We start from the raw sequence: 19,739 nt of genomic DNA, 5'->3' as shown, positions 1-19,739 counted from the left end.
CGACGGCGGCCCGCCGGCTTAGGCGGCAAGGTTGCCTTGGGCCTGTTCCGGCCACAGGCGGAATCGCACGTGAATCACACCAGCCGCAGCCCGTCGGCCACCACCTTGCCCCGGTGGATCACGGTGCGGCCGGGAAGTCTGTCCATGACGGCGGCGGTCACCGAGTCGCCCTCCAGGAGCACCAGTTCAGCGGGATCACCAACAGCGAGCCCCGGCCGGTCCGCGACGGAGCCAAGCCGCTGCGCCCTTGGGTCGATGACACTGGCGCCGCCGATGGTGGCCACGGACGCGCAGTGCTCGATCAGGTCGTCCGCCCGGAACTTGTTGGTGAAGGCCAGCTGCCAGGTCCGGTCCAGCATGTCGGCGTTCCCGTAGGGGGACCAGTAATCGCGCTGGCCGTCCTCGCCAAGGCCCACCCGGACACCGGCGGCCACCAGCTGCTGCAGCGGCAGCGGCCATCCGGCCGGGGCCACGGTGGCGACGGAAACGTCCAGGGCGCCCATCTGGTCGATGAGCTCCTGGAGCTCGCCGGCGGGAAGTTCCGCCAGGCAGAAGGCGTGCGAGATGGTCACCAGCCCCTGCATGCCCAGCGCCCTGGTGCGGTCCAGGATCAGCTGGGTGCTGAACAAGCCCAGCTGGCCGGGTTCGTGCAGGTGGATGTCCACCGGCAGGCCGTACTTTTCAGCCAGGCCGAACACGATGTCCAGGTGCCGCACGGGATCGCGGTCCAACGCGCACGGGTCGATGCCGCCCACCACATCGGCACCCAGTTTCAGCGCTTCCTCCAGCACCTCGGCGCTGCCGCGCTCCCGGAGCAGCCCGGCCTGCGGGAAAGCGATCACCGCGACGTCTGCTCGGTCCCGGTGGGTTTCCCGGGCGGCGAGGACGGCCTCGAAACGCTCCAGCCCGGCGTCGGCGTCCACCTGGGCGTAGCTGCGCACCCGCGTGGTGCCACGCTCGATCATCGCGCCGAGGGTGTGCGTGGCCCGTTCGGTGATGGAGGCTTCGGCGTCGCGCCAGTTCCGGCGGTCGTTGAGCATCATGTTCCACACGCCGGGCGAGCCGGTGTGCGGGCGGAACGGCAGGCCCAGCCGGGTGGAGTCGAGGTGGACGTGGACGTCGGAAAAGGACGGCAGCAGGATCCGGCCGCGCCCATCCACTGCGTCGGTGCCGGGTGAAGCAGCCCCGTCCAAAGCGGCGGGCCCGACGGCGGCAATCGCCCCGCCGTCGAGCGTTACGTCAGTGGCGTCTCCGCCCCAGGGACGGACGTTTCGAAGAACCAAGGTCATGCCTTGCAGTCTAGGGCTGGGCCGGCGCGGGTACCGCCGGAGCGGCAGGTAGGATCGGAGGGTTTGCCGAGGGGGTCGGCAGCCTTTCTGGGGGAACTACATGACATCCAAGCCTGCACGCCCGTTTACCATGCCGCTCCCGGCTGCCCGGAGAGCGCTGCTGGCCGGCGCCGCCCTCTTACTGGCGTCCGCCGTCGTGGCCGCTCCCGCGTATGCAGACGAATCGAAGACCCTTGGCGCCGTCGGCCAGCCGGTGGGTGTCGCCACCGGGCCGGACGGAACGCTGTACGTGAGCGACGAAACCTACCCCGGCGGCGTCAGCGTCTACAAGTCGGGGGAGACCGCGCCGTCGCGCACCATCACCACGGGTGCTGGTCCTTCGTCGCTGGCCGTGACCCCGGACGGGACGCTGTACGTGGCGCAGAGCGAGGGCGGCCAGTCTGAAATCGGTGTGGTGGCGCCCGGCGCGGACAAGGTCTCCCTGGTCATGAAGGTGTCCTTCGGCAGGCACCGGCTGGTGGTGGGGCCGGACGGATCGCTGTACGTGGTCAATCCGGAGGAGAACTCCCTGTCCGTGGTGAAGCCCGGCGATGCGTGGGTGCACCGGACCATCCAGGCCGGCCGGTATCCCGTGGAGGTGGCCCTGGCCAAGGACGGGACGGCGTATGCGGCCAACCAGCTCGCGGGCACCGTGACCGTGATTCCCGCCGGTGCGCCGTCGCCGTCGCACACCATTGACGTGGGCGTGGGGACCCACCCGCACGGGATTGCGGCGGCTCCGGACGGAACCGTCTACGTGGCCAACATCATGACCAATGAGGTGGCGGTGATCGAGCCCGGCGGCACCGAGGTGGCGCGGCGGATTCCCGTGGGCAAGGCGCCGCAGGAGGTGCTGGCTGCTGCCGACGGGACGGTGTACGTGACCAACAGCCTGGACGACTCCGTCTCCGTCATTCCCGCCGGCAAGGCGGCTGCCACGCGTACCATCGCCGTCGGCGATGATCCGGGCCGGATGGTTGAGCGCGGCGACGGATCCGTGGTGGTGGTGAACAGGCGCGGCAGGTCCCTGACAGTGCTCGACGGCGGACCGGTCGCGGCCGTGGCGTCGCCGGTTACGCCGGGCGGGGGAGAGGCAGGCGTGGACGACGGGGGTGGCATTCCCGGCGACGCCGTGATCGCCCAGGGTTCCTTTGAGGTGGCCCTTCCGGCCGTCGCCGCCGGAGCCGGTCTATTGTTCCTTGCCGGCGCTGCTGTCCTCGTTGTGGTGCTGCGCCGACGCAGGAAGGTGAGCGGAGCGGGCGGCTCTGAAGCCTGGGTGCTGGACTAAGGCGCCCTGACGTCCTGAGGCTTCGGCAGCGGCGGGTCCTGGATGGCGAGGCCCGAGGATTGGGAGCTGGAAAGGCCGGCTTAAGCAGACCACTTTCGATGGCGGTGCGGCAGTGGCAGGATGATCACAAGTGTTGGGCTCCTGCCAGCCAGACCGGCCGGAAGAACGACGGCGTGTGCCCAGCGTGACGAGCGAGGCGGCGGTGAGCGTGGCCATGACAGAGCACAACGGGCAGCAGCGGCGGCTGAAAGTATCCGACGTCAATGTGGTGAACCACCGGACGCTGCGGAAGGCGCTGGGCGGGACCATCGTCGGCAACACGATGGAGTGGTACGACGTCGGTGTGTTCGGCTACCTGATCACCACCATGGGGCCGGTGTTCCTGCCCGAAGCTGACAAGGCGGTGCAGAACCTGTTCCTGCTGGGAACGTTCGCCGCCACATTCATCGCGCGGCCGCTGGGCGGCATCTTCTTCGGCTGGCTGGGGGACAAGATTGGCCGCCAGAAGGTGCTCGCCATGACGCTGATGCTTATGGCCGCCGCAACGTTCGCCGTCGGCCTGCTCCCGGGGTACGAGGTGCTCGGCCTCTGGGCGGCGGTGCTGCTGGTGGCCACCAAGCTGGTGCAGGGGTTTTCCACCGGCGGCGAGTACTCGGGGGCCACCACCTTTGTGTGCGAACACGCGCCGGACCGGCGCCGCGGCTTCTACGTCAGCTTCCTGGACATGGGCAGCTACCTCGGTTTCGCGGCCGGCGGGGCGGTGGTGTCCGCCCTTCAGCTGGCCCTGGGCCAGGAGCAGATGGAGGCGTGGGGCTGGCGGATCCCGTTCCTGGTGGCCGGTCCGCTGGGTATCGTCGCCGTCTACTTCCGCATGAAAATCGAGGAGTCGTCCGCGTTTAAGGCCACGCTGGAAGCCGAAGCCGTAGCGGCTAAGCATCCGGAGACGGGAGTGGAGCTCCGTCCGGTAGGGCCGGTGGGCATTGTGAAGGCGCACTGGCGGCCCCTCGTGCTGGCCATGATCCTGGCGGCGGCGGCCAATACGGTGGCCTACGCCCTGACGTCCTACATGCCCACGTACCTGACCAGCAACAAGGGGTACGACGAGGTCCAGGGGACCCTGCTGACCCTCCCGGTCCTGGTGGTCATGGCGTTATGCATCCCCTTCACCGGGCTACTCTCTGACCGGATCGGGCGCCGCCGGGTGCTGTGGATCGGGGCGTTGAGTACCGTGGTGTTCGCGGTTCCCGCGTTCCTGGCGATAGCGGTGGGCAGCGTCCCGGCAACGCTCCTGGGCCTGGCCCTCATCGCCTTCCCGGTGGCGTTTTCGGTGCCGAACCTCGCCTCGGCGCTGCCGGCGCTGTTTCCCACCGAGCACCGCTACTCCGCCATGGGCATCGCCTACAACCTGGCGGTAGCCATCTTCGGCGGGACGGCCCCGTTCATCATCGCGTCCCTCATCGAGCTGACCGGCAATGACATGATGCCGGCCTACTACCTCATGGCAGTGGCCGTGGTTGCCGCCGTTGCCATCCGGTTCCTGCCCGAATCAGCCGGCCGGCATCTGCCTGGGTCCATGCCCAGCGTGGACTCGGAGGAAGCCGCCCGGAAGCTGGTGGAGACGCAGGACAACAACCCGCTGCTGGACCTGGACTCGCTGCCGTTCGAGAGCAGTTTTGAGACCGCGCGGGCGGAGCACAAGGGGCGGCCCGGGAAGCCGACCGTGATGTGAGGCGGGAACGTACGACGGCGGCACTTGCGTGAGTGCCGCAGCCAGCATGTGTGCCGGCTAAGGGCCGAAGGGGTTCAGCCCTGCAGGCCTGCCCTGATCTGGATAAGGGTGAGGTCCAGCAGCGGGGTGGCAACGTTCAGTTCCCGGGCCCTGCGCGCGAGGTCGCCGAGTATGTGTTCAGCCTCCGACGGCAATCCTGCACTGAGGTCCCGGTACAGGGAGGACGTGAAGGCCGACCCCCGCTCCGTGAGCAATCCGACTGCCTGTCCGTGGCCGGCGTCGGAAACCGGATGTCCTGCGGCGGCCGCAACCGCCTCCGTTTCACTGATGGCCTCCATAATTCTGGGCTCGCCGCCAGCGTCGATGATTCGCCCCACGGGCGCCCGGAAGAGGCAATTCACAATTCCCGCAGCGGCGATGAATGCCCATTTCTCCCAGAGGGCACCCACGATGTCATCAACCAATGAGAAGTCGATGCCGGGGACGTTCAGTTCCTGGGCAACTTCTGCCGGGACAGCATTGCCGTTCAGCCCGCCGACGGTGAGGGAAGTCAGGGCTGTCTGCTGGCGGACGACGTCGCCGTCGAGTGTGGCGACGATCCTGGCCAGGCCGCCGAGGACTTGGCCCGGGTACAGCTGCTCGAGGCGGTCCACGTGGGCCATGCCGTTAAGGATGGGAATGATGCTGGTTTCCAGCCCCACGAAAGCGCCGATTCCACCCACTACGCCCTCGAACGCCGTGGCTTTGACCGTTATGAGGATCAGATCGAAGGCCCCTGACGCGTCCGGCCCGGTGATGGTTTTCACCGGGTGCGTCCGGTCAGCGGTGGGGGAGATGAAGCGCAGCCCGTCGCGGCCGAGGACCTCCTGCTTGCGCGGACGCACCAGATACGTGACATCCCGTCCCGCTTCCTGCAGGAGCGTGCCGAACGCCCCGCCGGTGGCTCCGGCTCCGACGACGAGTATCCGCATGGGCGCGTGCCTTTCCGGGGTTTGTCGAAAATGTTGACGGGCAAAGGAGCCAGGAACAGCTGATGGGGCTTTGGCCGATGTTCCAAGACTAGAGGGTTCCACTTAGGCGACGGGGAAGATGGGCGCTACGTGTTCAGCTCGGCAGCGGCGAAGGACACCGCGAAGCGAGCACACCAGATGCTGACGGAGCTATAGTCGCCGAGCTCTGCGGCGGCTGGAATCTCGTAGTTCTGGTCGCCCTTGTTGGCTTTGAGCGCGCCCAGGTCGAGGTAGGCGCCGTCGTCGAAGACATACCAGCCACCGGATCCCTCGATCACCGTGGCGTTGGTGAGCCATACATGGAGGTCCGGCCCGTCGGACGTATCAAGGCCTTCGAACCTGAGGATCCGGCTCCCGTCCGGGAGTTCCAGGATCTTCACGGTTCCCGAGCTGGCATGTTCATGGCTGATGAGGCGGCCTGTTGCCAGCTCACGCGGGACTGGGACGGGCGCGACGGCGGAGGGCGCTGCCGAGGGCGCCGCCGACTCGGTGGCAGGCGTGGCAGCCGGCGTGGCAGCGGCCGGAACATCCTCGATTAACGTTGAGCTGGTGAAGATGCGCCAGGGCTGGAACAGGTACAGTCCCACGCTGACCGCGATGACAGCCACGAGCAGCAGGGCCGGGATGACAACGCGCTTTCTCATACCCCCAATAACGTCCAAATGGACGGTGCCGTTCCGGGTCAGGGCGTCGCCTCCGCCTAATCGGTCAGGCCGTTCCGTACCGCGAACAAAGTGGCACCCACCCGGTTGGTTGCCCCGATCTTGGCGTAGATGTGCTCCACGTGGTTGCGGACGGTCTTGCGGGCCAGAAACAGGCTGGCGGCGATCTCGGCCGGAGACATTCCGCGGCACAGCATGCCGAGGATTTCCACTTCCCTGGGCGTGAGCCCGGCCGGAGCGGCAGGCCGGCGGTGGGGCTGCTGGCCTGCCGCGGTAAGCACGGCGTCTGCAGCCTCGGAACTGATCCGGCCGGCTGAAACCTCCTGCCGCAGCCTGGCCGCTGCATCGGCCGGCGTGAGCGCGGTCCGGTACGGGCGCGGCTCCAGGGAGGCGTGGTAGGAATCCGCGGCCGCCAGGATCCGCTGCTTGATCCCGAGCTCCGTTCCGCCAATTCCGCGTGGGAAGCCTGACCCGTCCAGCCGCTCATGGTGCAGCCCGGTCAGGGCCGCCTCGCCCTTCAGCCCGGGGACGCGGCTGAGGATCCGTTCCCCGAGGTACGGATGCATGTGGATGCGTTCCAGATCCGCCCGGGAGAGCGGCTCCTTCTTGTCCCACACCTGGTTGGAGACTCCCAGCCGGCCGATGTCGTGCACCCATCCTGCCCGGCGGAGCTGGGTGACGTCGTCGGCCGGCAGCCCGTGTATCTCGCCGGCGGCCGCTGCGAGGGCCGCCACGGCGCGGGAGTGCCCGGCGGTGTAGGGAGATTTGAGGTCGGCGAAGTCACCCACCGCTTGGAGGACCGCGTCCAGTTGGGGGCCGGACAGGGGAGCGTCGGTGGGAGCCAGGTCCAGGGCCGTCTGCCAGCAGTCGACCTCGAGGAGTCCTTCGGTGAGCGCCTCGGCCTGGTCGATGAACAGCCCGGCCAGGGCGGGATCGAACTGGCTGCCGCGCCGCGCCCGTACCATCGCCACAGCACCGGCCACACCCTCCTGCCGCAGGAACACCTCTGCCGTATCCGCGAGGTGCATGATCCGCATTTCCAGCGGGATGTCCGGCCCCGCGACTCCCTCCGGCAGGCCCTTGCCGTCCCAGCGCTCAAAGGTGTGGGCAAGCAGTCCTGCCACGCCGCCGTCGAGCCCTACATTGGTGGCCAAGACTCCGGCGGAGCTGCAGTGTGAGGCAATCATGGTCCGCACCGCTGCGCTGCCCGTCGCCGCGAAACGCGTCCAGTACGCCACCCGGGCGAGTGGCGGGAGGCCCGCGCCGGCATGGCTGAACATGCCGGCGTACATGGGCAGTCCGTGCTGGTCGCGGTTGTAGTAGTCGGCGCGGAAAGCGATGTCGTCCGTGAACAGGGCTGCCAGCTCGAAGGAATCCGCGTGGCAGCCGATCCATGCCACCTGGTTGGCGTAGTAGAGCCTGCCCTGGCCGGCGGCGTCAACGCCCGCTGCCTTGGCGATCCGCAACGCCAGCAGGCAGGAACGCAGCATGTGCTCCATCGGTTGCCCGAGGCCCAGGTCGATGGCGAGGGACAGCGCGGCCAGGACTTCACTGCGTCGGGGTCCAGCCGGTGGCTGCTTCACACGTGCCATTCTAGGGAAGCCATCGCCTCGGGCAGTAGGGGTCGGCGGGCCGGAGGGACCGGCCCGCCGTCGTCATGCCGCCTGGTTCTTCCCGGCGCGTGCGCCGGTGGATTCCGGCTCACCGGCACGGGCGGTGGATGGGAACCGCACGCCCACCTGCGCTCCGAACAGTCCACGTTGCGGAAGCCAGAAGTCCGCCAGGTGGTCCTGCACCTCCAACGCCCCGGGCCGTCCCGCGTCCTCACCCAGGATCGTCGCCTGGGAATCGGTGACCAGCCACAGCTGCCGAGGCTGGGCCTGGAACGTCTGGCCGTTGGGCACCACACCCGAGACTTTCATCCTGCCGGCGTTCAGCAGCGGCCCCGCGAATGCTCCCATGGCACGGAGCACGGGCTCACTGCGCCACAGCGTTTCGGGCATCCGGACGGCCATGGCGGTCAGCATTGAGGTGGCCGCGGACGTGCCCAGCTCCAGGCGCCAGTCAACGACGCCCGGGACCGTGATCAGGGCGGTGAACGGCCCGTTCCACTGGATGTCGACGTCGGTCTCCACCGGATGGTGCACGGCCGCGCCGAAGTAGCGTGCGCAGCTGAATTCCGGCGCGGTGTTGGCGTAGATGGTCCACTCGCCGGCGGGCGTGCGGTGCCAGACGGAACGGTAGCCGGGGCCAACGGAGCTCACCGGAAAATCCCGGAAGGCCAGGTAATGGCCGCTGGTGAAAGGCAACCCCAGGACGGCGTAGCCGGCGAAATGCTCCGCCGGGTCCTCCGGAAGTTCGGTAAGTTTCGGTGTTGCCCCTGCTGATGATTGCGGCTGGTAGATGGTCATGGCCGCCTCCTTTTCTCTATGCCTGAGAGTAGGACCGGGCCGCAGCAAGGGCATGGGGCAACTGCCCCATTTGGCGTCGGCTTTTACGCGGCGTCCATGGCTTCGAGCCACTCCAGGAACGTCTGGCGTCCGACGGCGGAGCCCGGCGCCGGGATCAGCCCGCCGTTGCGCATTGCCTTGCCCATGGGGCCGGGAACGTGCAGTGGAACGATCCGTTTTTTCTGCTGCGTCTTGGCCAGATAGGCAGCGACCAGGCCTTTCAGCTGCTCGGTCCGCGGGCCGCCGAGGTCCGTGATGCGTCCCTGCGGCCCGGCCTCGACTGCGTCTACCAGGGCCGCGGCCACCTCCTTTGCCGCCACCGGCTGGGTGACCATGGTGGGCACGAAGACCAGCGGGCCCATTGAGGCGGCCTTGATGGACATCGGCACGAACTCGTGGAACTGGGTAGATCGGAGGAGGGTCCAGGGAATGCCGCCGTGCTTGACTTCGTCCTCCTGGACCAGCTTCCCGGCGTACAGTCCTGAATTGGCTTTATCGATGCCCACAATGGACAGCGCCACATGGTGCTTTACGCCGGCCTTTTTCTCGGCCGCCAGCAGGTTCTGGGTGGCGTTGGTGAAGAAATCCACGGCTTTCTTGGTGGACATGGTTTGGATGCCGGAGACGTCGATGACGGTTTCGGCATCCTGGAGAGCGTGATCGAGGCCGCGCCCGTTGACCAGGTCCACCCCTTCCGCGCGAGTGAGGCTGACCACATCGTGCCCGCGCTCCCTGGCGATGGCCACAACGTGGCGGCCCACTGTACCGGTTCCCCCTGCAACGGCAATCCTCATGGAAGGAATCCTAAGCCGGTTCCCTGACAAAAGCGGGTGCGGACCTCCCGTTCCTGCTGGGTTTTACCCCGCCACCGCCGCCTTCGCCGCACGGTGGCGTTCATCCACTCGGTTAGCCGCGGCGCCCGGACGCTGGAGGTGATCCGGCAGCCTTCGTAATCGATTAGCATGCCTTATGCCCGAGCAGTGAAGGCAATAGTTCAAATAGTGGGGGATAGAGAACTTATGTCAAGTAAACAATCAGAATCCGGGATCGTTGAAGCCTTTGCAGCTATCTCCGACCAGACTGCTCTCGACTATCTGCGTGAATATTACGGACTTCCCGCTCAGGATGGGCGAGCTTACACGGGGTCCCACTTTGATGGTCTCGCTGCTGTTTCGACAAACAGAATAACGGCTGAGGACATCATCGCCGTCGCTTGTCTGTCGGTACACCTGCCGGCCCCGGCTTCAGTTGAAGTCCTCGGAAACAAGGCAGACGATATAGCGGAGCTGTTGTCGGAGATTCCAAACGTGAACCTCGAGGACATTCCTCTCAAAGAGCACGACATCTACTTTGGCGAGGGATCAGCGGCCTTCCGACTTTGGAGCTTGCTCCGCAGGCAGGATGGCGTAGGTCCGACCACCGCAAGTAAGCTCATGGCTCGCAAACGGCCCGGACTCATCCCGATTTATGATTCCGTTGTTGCCCGCGTGACCGGCTTCCGTAACTCCGCCGGAACTTGGCGGGCGTGGCATGACGCGTTGTCTAATGATGAGGCACTAAAAGATCGCTTACAGCAACTTCGGGAGTTAGTTCAACTGGAGGGGATCTCGTTGCTACGTGTCCTGGATGTTGTTCTTTGGATGGACGGCAAAGGATTCGAACAGCCCGAGCGCATTGATGAAAAGGTAGGTGTGTAAGCGATGCCTGTTGGAGCGGCACAGATGGATTTTGGTCGAGCCGCGGCTCGAGATGGAATTCAACTCGAGACAGCCCAGGTTCCCTGGATCAACCAACGAGGACATTTCGCTCTTCCCCAGCGAGCTACTGAAGTTGCCGGACCTGCTTTAGCGGCCATATTTCGTGCGCTGGACGGCCAACCTGAAGCCCAAATGGGCAAACGCGTCATTGCACTTCGCGGCGACTTTTATCACGCTCAGACCGGAACATTCATCGAAACTGATGGGACCCAGCACTTCACTAGCTTCCGGTTGCGAACTCTTGGACTGTATCCAGAAGGCGTCCCTCTCGGTTTCGAGCCAAGTCTTTATGCAAGTCTCTGCCGGCAGTGGGCACCAACTGCCGATAAATATCGAGCTGCAAAGGATGCAACGGGATTTGGAGCCGGCGGAAGGCAAAGGCAGCGCGCATACAACGACGCGTTGCGGGATCTGGCTATTCCGGCAATGGGCCATCCGCCCGTCATCCGTGTACCGATTCTCGACAGCAACGGCACCGCGGCGTACTTACGTCACCGCGAAGTGCTCCTCGAGGCTTTGTCGCGTTAGCTTCCAGTGCCTTGCTGGAACCGTGCATCGTTCCCAAAGTTTTCGGTTTCGCACGCCGCGTTGTCTCGTCCCCAAATTCCGGCTATAAGTCGCAGCTGCAATGAAAGCAGCTCTCGCTGGATGAAAACTGCGGAGATCTTGAGCAATTACTGAGGTATTACCTTGAAATGTGATTTTATGACGTCGCACAGTCACGATTCTGGCGAAATTCTCCAAACTCGTCTTCACGTGCGTTTATAGTTTTAGCGGGGGGATCCTGTCATCTGCTTGACGCATGGCTATATCTGAGTGATACCGCGAGAAGACAAGCCGCCCAGAGAAATTAGCCAACGAAGTTATACGGGGAACTGCAATGACAGATAAAGCAACATTGACCGAGGCAAAGCGTGATGGCAAAGCCCAAGCAGCAGCCGATAAGGCGTATCGCAAGGCGACTCGCCCCTGGTTCAAAAAGAAGCGCTTCATAATCCCGCTGATCATTGTGGTGATAGCGATCGTTTCTTCGATGGCGAATGGCGGAAAGAGTAATTCTTCAGCCACTGCCACGCCTGCCACGGACGCATCAGCAGTCGCATCTGCTGCGGCGCCCGCAGCAGCAGCAGCACCTGCGGCGGCGGCCGCTCCTGCAAAAGCGGCTCCTGAGGTGGTGCAGGTCGAAGCTGGTACTCTTCTGGCGGACTTTAAGGGCAATGAGGCCGCTGCCGACGCGAAGTACAAGGGTAAAGTTCTGCAGGTCACCGGCTTCGTCGATAAGGTCGACACTGAATTCCTCGATAAGGATCAGTACATCGTGCGGCTCGATAACGGTGACAAGTACAACTTCTTGCACGTCAACTGCAACGACGTGCCAGCAGCCCGAGCAGCCACCATTGTGCCCGAGAGCGCGATCACTGTGCGGGGCACTTTTCAGGATGGCGGCGACCTCGGCGTCGAGCTGAAAGCTTGCGAAGTTCTCTAACGGGCTCATCCAGTTTCATCGGTCCGAGTCTGCGCCTCTACCTTGGCGCAGACTCGGACCGTTTTGGTTAACCAGAGAGTAATCGACTCTCCTCTCAGATCACGTACGCGGCCGCCGAGCAAGCTCTGACAACCACCCTCTTCAATCGCGAGCGTCCCATGCCCATGTAGCAGCCTTGGTTAACCATTTGGCAGATTGAGGGAGCGGACGCAGGGAGGGAACCTACCCCGCCACCGCCACCGCCGCCTTCGCAGCCCGGGTGGCGTTCATCCACTCGCTCAGCCACGGCGCACGGACAGTGGAGGTGATCCGGCAGTCGGCCACGAAGGTGCCCTGGGCGCCGGCGTCGATCCAGTCCTGCAGGGCGGACAGGTCATCAAGAGAGCGGATGACAGCCGACTCAGCACCCAAAGCCCGGGCAACACCGCTGAAGTCCACCTCCGGAATCAGCATCGGCTTCTCGGTCAGGCCCTGAGATCCGTACTGGTGGATCTCGGCTCCGTAGGCGGCGTCGTTGTAGATCACCACGATCGCGCTTCGGGCCGCACCGATGAGCGATTCGAGGTCGGACAGGCCCATCAGGAACCCACCGTCGCCCGAGGCGAGCACCAGGGTGCGGCCGTCCTCCAGCGCCCGGGCTGCCCCGACGGCGCTCGCCAGCCCCAGCCCGATGGACTGGAAGGCCGTGCCCACCATCACCAGGTCCTGTGGCCGGGGGATGTTCCAGTACATGGGCGCCCAGCCGATGAAGTGCCCGCCGTCCTGGACCACCGTGCGGCGCTCCGGAATCACGGCGTCCAGGGCGGTGGCCAGGGCCCGCGGGTCTAGGCGGTCGTCAGTAGTTTTCACAGAGCCGGCCTCATGCCCGGGACCTGCAGCCAGGCGCATCGAAGCTTCCTCGCGCCAGGTAACAGCCGCAGCCTCTCCTTCAACCAAAGAGAGGAGACGCGAAGCAGCGGCCTTCGCATCAGCCTGAACGAACAGGTCCACCCGCGGGTTGGTCGGCTGCAGGGCGGTGTCGATCTGGATGACGGTGCTGTCAGGACCCAGCAGGTGCCCGAACCGCAGGGTGAACGGGCTCAGGCTGGCCCCGGCCACCAGGACCACGTCGGCCTCGCCCATGAGCCCGGCCGCGGTGTCGGTGCCGAAACCGCCGGCCACGCCCAGGTACCCCTCGCCATTGAGGAGGTTGAGCGCCAGGGCGGTTCCGGCAGTCAGTGCGCCGAGCCGGTCGGCGAGTTCGCGGAGTTCCGGGCCGGCGCCGGCCAGGTGCGCGCCGCGGCCGGCGAGGATCAGCGGGCGCCTGGCCCCGGCCAGAAGGCGGGCCACCTGCCCAAGGTCCGTGCCGCCGTCGTGCGTCACCTGGGGTGCCGTCGGTTCCGGAAGATTTTCGTCCGCAGCTTCGAGTGCGGCGAGGTCGTAGGGGATGGCAAGCACGACGGCGGTGCGCCGGGTGAGTGCGTACTCCACCGCCTGCCGGGTGACGGCGCCCGCGGCGTCGCGGGTGACGTTGAAGGTTGCCGCGCCGAGGCCGGCGGCGATGGCGGCCTGGTCCACGTCCCAGGGCCGGGCGCCGCTGGTGGGCGCGTCCCCGGTGACCAGCACGGCGGGGATCTGCGCCTGGACCGCCTCGGCCAGGGCGGTGAGCGCGTTGGTGTAGCCGGGGCCGTAGGTGGTGGTGCCCACTGCCAGCCGTCCGGACGCGCGGTAGTAGGCGTCGGCCGCGGCGATGGCGGCGCCCTCATGCCGGACGGGGGTGAAGCGGAGCCCGTGCTTCTCCGCGGCGTCGAGGAAGTAGACGTTGCCGTTGCCCATGACGCCGAAGACGTCGCTGACATAGTTGCTGAGAACCTGCGCCACGCGGCCGGAGACGGTGAGAGTAGTCATTCAGGCATCGTGTGTCCTGCATCTCACATTTGCAATACCGCTGAACACTGCTGGGACTTTTGGCAGCAGGAGCAGCAAAGAGTGACAATTTGCGCAGCTGTGGCACGCGTCACCTGCGATTACTCCGTAAGGCGCGCCTCTTGCTCCGACAGCCGGCTGATGAGGCCGTCGTAGCGGGGCGGCATGAGTTCCAGGATGGAGATGGCCGTGCTGGTCCGCTCGATCCCGTCGATCTCCAGGATCTCGTTGGTGATGCGGTAGAGGTCGGCCGTGCCGCGGGCTACCACCTTGGCCATAAGGTCCGCGTCCCCTGTGGTGGCGTGCACCTCGATGACCTCCGGGATGGCGGCGAGCCCGTTCTCCACTGAGCCGGTCCGGGTCTGGCTGATCGAGAGGGACAGGAAGGCCATCAGTTCGTAGCCGAGCGCGGCGGGGTCCAGCCTGCGGCTGAAGGAGCGGAGGGCGCCGCTGCGCTCCAGCCGTGCCAGCCGGGCGTGGACGGTGTTGCGTGCGACGCCGAGTGTCCGGGAGAGTGCCAGGGCGCTGGCTTCGGGGTCCTTGTCCAGGGCAAGGATGATCCTGCCGTCCAGGGAATCGAGGGTGCGATTGTTTGTGATGGTCATATTTTCACCAGAGGTACTAGAAGTTGAGCAGAAGTCCCAAGCACCGGAGCCTACCTTGCATTGTGGTGCGGGTCACTTCCATGATCGGACCTCATGACCAGTGATCAGCTTTTGGCCGTACCCCAAACTGCGTTGCCCACCCTTCGCGGCGCGGTGACCGGCCTTCCGTCCTACGTCCCGGGCCGGCGCAGCGCCGGCGCGGACATCGCAGCACTCGCCAGCAACGAAAGCCACTACGAGCCCCTGCCCGCGGCCACGGCTGCGGTGGCCGAAGCGGCAGGCAGGATGAACCGCTATCCGGACATGGCCGCCGTCGAACTCCGTGAACGGATTGCCCGGCACCTGGGTGTCACCGTCGACGAAGTGGCGGTGGGACCCGGCAGTGTGGGCGTCCTGCAGCAGATCATTACCGGGCTGTGCGACGCCGGGGATGAAGTGGTGTTCGCGTGGCGCTCCTTCGAGGCGTACCCCATCCTGGTGGAGCTGGCAGGTGCCCGGCCGGTCCGCGTCCCGCTGGATGACGTCGAGGGACACGACCTCGATGCCATGGCGGCGGCCGTCACCGATCGCACCAAGGTCATCCTGCTCTGCACCCCGAACAATCCGACCGGCGTACCGATCGGCCATGACCGCCTTGAGGCCTTCCTGCAGGCTGTGCCGTCCAGCGTCCTGGTGGTGATCGACGAGGCGTACGTGGAGTACGCCGACGCCGGCAGCGGCCCCGATTCCCTGGCGCTCTACCGCCGGTACCCGAACGTCTGCATCCTGCGCACCTTCTCCAAGGCCTACGGCCTCGCCGGCCTGCGCGTGGGCTACGCAGTGGCGGCCCCCGCCATCGCCGAGGGACTGCGCCGGACCGCCCTTCCCTTCGGCGTGAGCGCGCTGGCCCAGAAGGCGGCCATCGCGTCGCTGGATGCGGGGGAGGAGATGGAAGCGCGGGTTGTCGCTGTGAAAACTGAACGATCCCGGATGGCCGCTGAGCTGGAAGCCCAGGGCTGGAAGCTGCAGCCGAGCCAGGGCAATTTCTTATGGATCCCCGCCGATGCTGGTCTCCTGGCAAAGCTCGTGGACGCGTTCGACCGCGCGGGCATTATGGTCCGGGCGTACCAGGGCGACGGCGTGCGGATCACCGTTGCCGACCCCGCTTCCAACGACCGCGTGTTCCGGCTCCTCGAAGCCCACGCAGCCTGAAGTTTTATCCCCAACCCCGTTCCACCTACAACTAAGAGGAATCCCCATGGAACAACAGACAAAGACGTCTGCCCGCCCACTCGGCGCAGCCCTCAAACCCCGGCAGCTCACCATGATGGGCCTGGGCAGCGCCATTGGCGCGGGCCTGTTCATCGGCTCCGGCGCGGGCATCCAGGCCGCCGGCCCGGCGGTGCTGATCTCCTACCTCGTGGCCGGCACGCTCATCATCCTGGTGATGTGGGCGCTCGGCGAGATGGCCGCCGCCAACCCGGACAGCGGAGCCTTCTCCGTCTACACCGCCAAGGCCTACGGTCCGGTGGCGGGAGCCACCGTGGGCTGGCTGTGGTGGCTGCAGCTGGTGGTGGTCATTGCGGCCGAGGCGCTCGGTGCGGCGGGCCTGCTGGCCACGATCTTCCCGGCGCTGCCGGTATGGCTGATGGCCTTCGTGTTCGTCGTGGTGCTTACCGCCGTGAACCTGACCAGCGTGAAGAACTTCGGCGAGTTCGAATTCTGGTTCGCCCTGCTGAAGGTGGCGGCGATTGTCGGGTTCCTGCTGGTGGGCTTCGCGCTGCTCTTCGGCTGGCTGCCGGGCGTGCAGTCGCCGGGCCTGTCCAACTTCACCGGTGCCGGTTTCGCGCCGAGCGGTTTTGCCGGGATTGCGACGGCGCTGTTTGTGGTGGCATTTGCCTTTGGGGGCACCGAGATTGTCTCCGTGGCGGCTGCCGAGACGGCTGAGCCGGCGCGCAGCGTGAAGAAGGCCGTCCGGACGGTGCTGTGGCGCATCCTGGTGTTCTACATTGGCGCCATCTTCGTGATCGCGGCCGTGGTTCCCGTGGGTTCGGCAGGACTCAAGAGCCCGTTCGCCGCGGTGCTGGACGCCGCCGGCATGCCCGGTGCAGCCACCGCCATCACCCTGGTGGCCGTCGTGGCTCTGCTGTCCGCGCTCAACGCCAACCTCTACGGCGCGTCCCGCATGGCGTACTCCCTCGCCGAGCGCGGCGAAGCACCGCGCTGGCTCGCTTCCGTGTCCAAGGCCCGGGTTCCGGTGGTCGCGGTCCTGGCGAGCGTTGCCTTCGGCGTTGTCACGGTGGTGCTGGAGCTGGCCTTCCCCGAGAAGGTCCTTCCCGTCCTGCTCAACATCGTGGGCTCGACCTGCCTCCTGGTATGGACGTCCGCGCTCCTGGCCCAGCTCGCGCTGCGCCTCCGCGCCGACCGCGAAGGAACGGTGCTTCCCCTGCGGATGCCCGGCTTCCCGTGGCTCACTTCCCTTGGCCTGCTGATCCTCGCGGCCATCTTCACGGTGGGCTTCATAGGCGAGGACTCCCGTCCGCAGCTCCTGAGCACCTTCGGACTCGTGGCGGTCCTTGCGCTGGGGTGTTGGATGAATCACCGGAAGCGGGATACTGGGCCCGCTTCCGAATCTGCCGACAGGGCGAAATCACCGGTACTCGTCGACTGAACCAGATGGGCCACCCGAAGGGCGCGTCCGGCTTTGGCCGGGCGCGCCTTTCTGGATTTGTGAAAGGTAGGCACGCTGATTGCCCTGAATTCCGGCCTCCCTCTTGGCGGCTCACACACAGCGCACGGTTCAACTCCTGCACGGTGCGTCGTAGAAGTGGTGGCCTGAAGCGGCTTAGTAATCTTCCTGCGCACGCCCGGCGGCTCCGAGCCTTCACTTGAAGAAACAAGCCAAGCCACTCTTTGCGCGTGGCCTGTTCGATTTCGGTGGTGGCGGGCATTAGCGTGCAAGGAGTTGGATTTCGAAGACACTTGGAGAAACGTCTTGCTGGATGCAGCACTCAAGTATTCGCAGGGCATTGCGATGGCAGAACATATGGCTGTCCCGGGATGACTCCCGTTGGAAAGGGAAAGGTGGTTGTAAGGCAGGAAGAGGAGGACCGGCTAACAGAGTGGATACTGGCGAACCTGCGAATCACTTCGGTGGAACTCGCGTTCAGCCCCTCGCGGCTTGAGGAAGCAATCATCCGAGACACGTCACCTTTGCTGAATTACACCCATGCCAGCCGCAGCCCCTTACCGCAAGTCCATACATCGACCGCGCAAAAAGGTCTTTGCGGCAGCCGCCTCGCAGGTGGTGAAGGGCCCCGTCCTACAGGCTGTCTAGTTACCGGTATAGCGGCGAGTAGTCAGACCTGCCGAGTTCGAGCGATTGCAAGGGCCACAAAGGATCTGCAAATTCTCCGCGTTGTTACTCCCTCCCATCTTCAAGGGAATGATGTGGTCGAATTGCAGTTCGGAAGTTGAGCCGCACGCTTGGCAGCGGCCCTCGTCGCGGGTCCAGATGTACTGCTTCAGATCGTCCGGAATTGCTTGGCGGACCGTCGCGCCCCTAGGCGCGGCGGACACCGCTACCGTCGCTTGTGCCCGGTCTATGTGCTGTCGCTTGCGCTGCTCGCGGGTGACGACCAGGGCATAAACTTCATCGGGGCTGAGCTGCTCAGCCTCCCAATAGAAGCGATTCTGAAACTGCCAGTACCGCCGACCGTTACTGATTATGATCAGCATCGAATACTGCAACTGGTCCGCTTGATGCTGTGCTCGTAGACCTCGATCCGGACCTGGACCTTCGCAGCATCGTTCCCCCAACTACCGCCCCTTGTTTGTTGCAAGGGAACCGATGGTCTCCTGCGGTTGTTCCCGCTGATTGTAGCTGGGACGCGTCCAGCGATGTCGGGGCGGCACGACGTCACGCCGCGCAGCCGCTTGCCAGGACATCAATGGCTATTGGGAGGGCTCCTCATTGTTACGCTGTGATTTAGGGGCAGCGCAGCCCTTGGCACTTGGAACAAGGGGAATGTAACTGAATGAGCGCGAAACTGACGCTTCACGAAATCCGCAAGCTCGCCGGTCAGTTTGCTAAGCGCTGGGAAGAAATCAGGCAAGAAGCCTCTAGTGCGCAAGGTCTTCTGGACGGAGTTCCGGGAATGGTCAAGATTGTGGACTATAAGCGCGTCGTCCTGAACGACATGCGGCGTGATTGCACACTGCGGAAAACCGCATGGACTTTTACTGGGCCGCCCAAAGTCCTGGTTAAACAGAAGTCTCTGGCAAGAGCCCCCAAACAAGGCGACTGAGCAGCAGTTTGATTGCCTTCATGGATTCCCCGGTCGCTAGCACCGCGAGAGAAGGGGAAGCCGGATGACCTATATTGGCGCTTTTATGCAGGAGAGAAAATGGTAGACACATTCAGGGTTAGGCTGACCTTAGAGCCGAAAGCGGAAGAGGATATGTGGCCGCTCTACGAGGCATTAGAGTGCGAAACTCAGAAATGCCTTCAAGAGTACGGCATGGAGGGGTCCGCCACGGATAGGTTGTCGGGGCGTAGTTCGGACCTTAAATCCTTCGAGCGACGGAGTCTTTCAGCGCTGCGAGAAGCGTACGAGCTCCACCACGCAACGCCATCGAGTCTTGACAACTACATTCACCCGGATCGGGACGACATCTTTCTGGTGGCGCTCCACGCTAGCTTTCCAGGCTACGGAACCAATGTGTCGGTGAGTGTTAACGGCCATGACCGTTTGACCACCGACAGATTCAGTCGTGATCTTCACAAGCGCTTGCTGGCATCAAAGATGGTGGGGCAGCTCTCACCGAAGAAAATTGCGATTGCCCCGCTCGCCATTACTTCCGAGGACCATATACCAATCGCGGACCTAATTAAAGAGGCCGCGGCTAGCAAAGTTGGACGTGCCGCTGCGCCACAGCAGGAAACGACGAAGAATCTAGTGATGAATGCGAGAAGCCTTGTGAGAAATGAAATCTTCGTCGTCCACGGTCACGACGAGTTAGCCCGACTTCAAGTCGTGACGACGCTTCAGCAGTTGACCGGGCTAGGTCCTATCGTTCTGCATGAACAGCGAAGCGGTGGCAAAACAGTAATAGAGAAGTTGCAGGAAGCTGCGGCACGAGCGGTCTGCGCCGTTGTCCTTTTGACTCCTGACGACTTTGGAGGTGCTGTAGACGGCCCCACTCATCCTCGAGCGCGGCAGAATGTCGTCTTTGAGCATGGATACTTTGCGGCTCTGCTAGGACGTGAAAACGTCATAGCTCTTACGAAGGGCGGAGTCGAGTTGCCCTCAGACCTAAGCGGCGTTGTCTACATAAGTATGGACGGCCCTAATTGGAAACTGGAGCTTGCCAAAGAGTTGCGGGGGATTTCAGGGCTGACAGTGGATAGCAACAGCCTCAGGTAGGCGTCTTGGTTGAGGTTGGTGAATCGCGTTGGGGCTCTTCCCAGCTGAGTGCCATCGGAAACGTGCACGCTGAGGTCTTCCTAGGAGACGCTGCGCACTGCGCTTCAAATATCT

At 64.7% G+C, this 19,739-nt stretch carries 18 protein-coding genes and 1 pseudogene; 10 read left to right on the top strand and 9 right to left on the bottom strand.

Features of this window, described 5'->3' with window-relative positions:
• Positions 1–74: 74 nt before the first annotated feature.
• A complete protein-coding gene (locus tag QFZ60_RS15495; RefSeq protein ID WP_307091577.1) occupies positions 75–1,289 on the bottom strand; it encodes an amidohydrolase in 1,215 nt (404 codons plus the stop codon).
• 100 nt (positions 1,290–1,389) lie between these two features.
• On the opposite strand from QFZ60_RS15495, the gene QFZ60_RS15490 reads away from it, so the two are divergent.
• Together QFZ60_RS15490 and QFZ60_RS15485 are read left to right on the top strand one after the other, a co-directional pair.
• The gene (locus QFZ60_RS15490) at positions 1,390–2,616 is read left to right on the top strand and encodes a hypothetical protein (RefSeq protein ID WP_307091575.1); all 1,227 of its coding nucleotides are present in this window, start codon (positions 1,390–1,392) and stop codon (positions 2,614–2,616) included.
• A gap of 214 nt (positions 2,617–2,830) precedes the next feature.
• Complete coding sequence (locus QFZ60_RS15485) at positions 2,831–4,345, top strand: MFS transporter (protein WP_307093344.1); 1,515 nt, start codon at positions 2,831–2,833, stop codon at positions 4,343–4,345.
• A gap of 74 nt (positions 4,346–4,419) precedes the next feature.
• Here QFZ60_RS15485 and QFZ60_RS15480 read toward each other — a convergent pair whose 3' ends face one another.
• From QFZ60_RS15480 to QFZ60_RS15460, 5 genes are all read right to left on the bottom strand, one after another.
• A complete protein-coding gene (locus QFZ60_RS15480) occupies positions 4,420–5,316 on the bottom strand; it encodes a ketopantoate reductase family protein (RefSeq protein WP_307091573.1) in 897 nt (298 codons plus the stop codon).
• 125 nt (positions 5,317–5,441) lie between these two features.
• Positions 5,442–5,999, bottom strand: a complete 558-nt coding sequence (locus QFZ60_RS15475) for a DM13 domain-containing protein (protein WP_307091572.1) — start codon at positions 5,997–5,999, stop codon at positions 5,442–5,444.
• Between the two features lie 56 nt (positions 6,000–6,055).
• Entirely contained in the window at positions 6,056–7,600 is a 1,545-nt protein-coding gene (locus QFZ60_RS15470) for an HD domain-containing phosphohydrolase (RefSeq protein ID WP_307091571.1), read from the bottom strand.
• A 72-nt stretch (positions 7,601–7,672) separates the two neighbouring features.
• On the bottom strand, positions 7,673–8,428 hold the full coding sequence (locus QFZ60_RS15465; RefSeq protein ID WP_307091570.1) for a hypothetical protein: 756 nt from the start codon (positions 8,426–8,428) through the stop codon (positions 7,673–7,675).
• Between the two features lie 83 nt (positions 8,429–8,511).
• Positions 8,512–9,261: an SDR family oxidoreductase gene (locus QFZ60_RS15460; RefSeq protein ID WP_307091569.1), complete on the bottom strand. Its 750-nt coding sequence runs from the start codon at positions 9,259–9,261 to the stop codon at positions 8,512–8,514.
• A 225-nt stretch (positions 9,262–9,486) separates the two neighbouring features.
• On the opposite strand from QFZ60_RS15460, the gene QFZ60_RS15455 reads away from it, so the two are divergent.
• The 3 genes from QFZ60_RS15455 (at position 9,487) to QFZ60_RS15445 (ending at position 11,710) form a co-directional block, all read left to right on the top strand.
• A complete protein-coding gene (locus tag QFZ60_RS15455) occupies positions 9,487–10,164 on the top strand; it encodes a DUF6308 family protein (protein ID WP_307091568.1) in 678 nt (225 codons plus the stop codon).
• Between the two features lie 3 nt (positions 10,165–10,167).
• Positions 10,168–10,752 (top strand): hypothetical protein, encoded by a 585-nt coding sequence (locus tag QFZ60_RS15450; protein ID WP_307091566.1) that lies wholly within the window; start codon positions 10,168–10,170, stop codon positions 10,750–10,752.
• Between the two features lie 352 nt (positions 10,753–11,104).
• The gene (locus QFZ60_RS15445) at positions 11,105–11,710 is read left to right on the top strand and encodes a hypothetical protein (RefSeq protein WP_307091564.1); all 606 of its coding nucleotides are present in this window, start codon (positions 11,105–11,107) and stop codon (positions 11,708–11,710) included.
• A 222-nt stretch (positions 11,711–11,932) separates the two neighbouring features.
• Here QFZ60_RS15445 and QFZ60_RS15440 read toward each other — a convergent pair whose 3' ends face one another.
• Complete coding sequence (locus QFZ60_RS15440) at positions 11,933–13,597, bottom strand: thiamine pyrophosphate-binding protein (protein ID WP_307091563.1); 1,665 nt, start codon at positions 13,595–13,597, stop codon at positions 11,933–11,935.
• Between the two features lie 119 nt (positions 13,598–13,716).
• Entirely contained in the window at positions 13,717–14,220 is a 504-nt protein-coding gene (locus QFZ60_RS15435; protein WP_307091561.1) for an Lrp/AsnC family transcriptional regulator, read from the bottom strand.
• Positions 14,221–14,313: 93 nt separating this feature from the next.
• Here QFZ60_RS15435 and hisC point away from each other — a divergent pair, with 93 nt between their 5' ends.
• From hisC to QFZ60_RS21715, 3 genes and pseudogenes are all read left to right on the top strand, one after another.
• Positions 14,314–15,411: a histidinol-phosphate transaminase gene (hisC, locus tag QFZ60_RS15430; RefSeq protein ID WP_307091559.1), complete on the top strand. Its 1,098-nt coding sequence runs from the start codon at positions 14,314–14,316 to the stop codon at positions 15,409–15,411.
• A 46-nt stretch (positions 15,412–15,457) separates the two neighbouring features.
• Positions 15,458–16,870, top strand: a complete 1,413-nt coding sequence (locus QFZ60_RS15425) for an amino acid permease (protein WP_307091557.1) — start codon at positions 15,458–15,460, stop codon at positions 16,868–16,870.
• Between the two features lie 389 nt (positions 16,871–17,259).
• A pseudogene (locus QFZ60_RS21715) lies at positions 17,260–17,427 on the top strand (GIY-YIG nuclease family protein); the annotation flags it as partial.
• 105 nt (positions 17,428–17,532) lie between these two features.
• Here the strand turns inward: QFZ60_RS21715 and QFZ60_RS15420 are convergent.
• Complete coding sequence (locus QFZ60_RS15420; RefSeq protein WP_307091555.1) at positions 17,533–17,937, bottom strand: HNH endonuclease; 405 nt, start codon at positions 17,935–17,937, stop codon at positions 17,533–17,535.
• A gap of 299 nt (positions 17,938–18,236) precedes the next feature.
• Between QFZ60_RS15420 and QFZ60_RS15415 the strand changes: the two genes are divergently transcribed.
• Entirely contained in the window at positions 18,237–18,506 is a 270-nt protein-coding gene (locus QFZ60_RS15415) for a hypothetical protein (protein WP_307091553.1), read from the top strand.
• Positions 18,507–18,605: 99 nt separating this feature from the next.
• Positions 18,606–19,625, top strand: coding sequence for a nucleotide-binding protein (locus QFZ60_RS15410; protein WP_307091552.1), 1,020 nt, complete (start codon positions 18,606–18,608; stop codon positions 19,623–19,625).
• Positions 19,626–19,739: the final 114 nt, after the last annotated feature.

This window comes from Arthrobacter sp. B2I5 (assembly GCF_030816735.1).
Taxonomy (GTDB): Bacteria; Actinomycetota; Actinomycetes; order Actinomycetales; family Micrococcaceae; genus Arthrobacter.
This window is presented reverse-complemented; position numbering and strand designations above follow the sequence as displayed.